At 64.2% G+C, this 780-nt stretch carries 1 protein-coding gene; it reads left to right on the plus strand.

Annotation, left to right across the window (positions count from 1 at the left end; translation table 11 throughout):
• Positions 1-141 precede the first annotated feature (141 nt).
• The coding region (locus AC1DS3_RS39195) for a DnaB-like helicase N-terminal domain-containing protein (protein WP_477129438.1) at positions 142-780 on the plus strand (639 nt) is incomplete at its 3' end.

The raw sequence follows: 780 nt of genomic DNA on the forward strand, positions 1-780 counted from the left end.
CCCCTTGCTTGCCTGATCGGCGTATTGGCTGATTGCTACAGGGCGGGGCCGGTTGTCCCGCCGTCACATGGCAGGATGCCCCAACAGCCGGCTGCGAATTCTCCGCCGGCTCGCTGGCGCCGACCGTTATAATCCCTCCCTATGAACGCGCCTGTCGCAGACCCCCAACTAGACAATCTCAAGGTACCGCCGCATTCCATCGAGGCCGAGCAATCGGTGCTGGGTGGCCTGCTGCTGGACAACGCCGCCTGGGACCGTATCGCCGACTTCCTGAACGAAGCCGATTTCTATCGCTTCGATCACCGGATGATCTTCCAGAGCATCTCCCGCTTGATCGCCGCCACCAAGCCCGCCGACGTCATCACCGTCTACGAGTCGCTGCAAGGCGCTGGCAAGGCGGAAGAGGTGGGCGGCCTGGCCTATCTGAATTCCCTGGCGCAGAACACGCCTAGCGCGGCTAATATCCGCCGCTATGCGGAGATCGTGCGCGAGCGCTCGGTGCTGCGCAAGCTGGTGACCGTGGCCGACGATATCGCTACCGCGGCCTTCGCCCCCAAAGGGCGCGAGGTGCGGGAACTGCTCGACGAGGCGGAATCCAAGGTGTTCGCCATCGCCGAGGAAGGCTCGCGCGGGCAGAAGGGGTTCCAGGAAATCCAGCCGCTGCTGACCCAGGTGGTCGAGCGCATCGACGAGCTGTACCACCGTGACTCGAGCACCGACGTCACCGGCGTGCCTACCGGCTTTATCGACTTGGACCGCATGACCAGTGGCATGCAGGCC

This window comes from Cupriavidus sp. 01L46 (assembly GCF_056399905.1).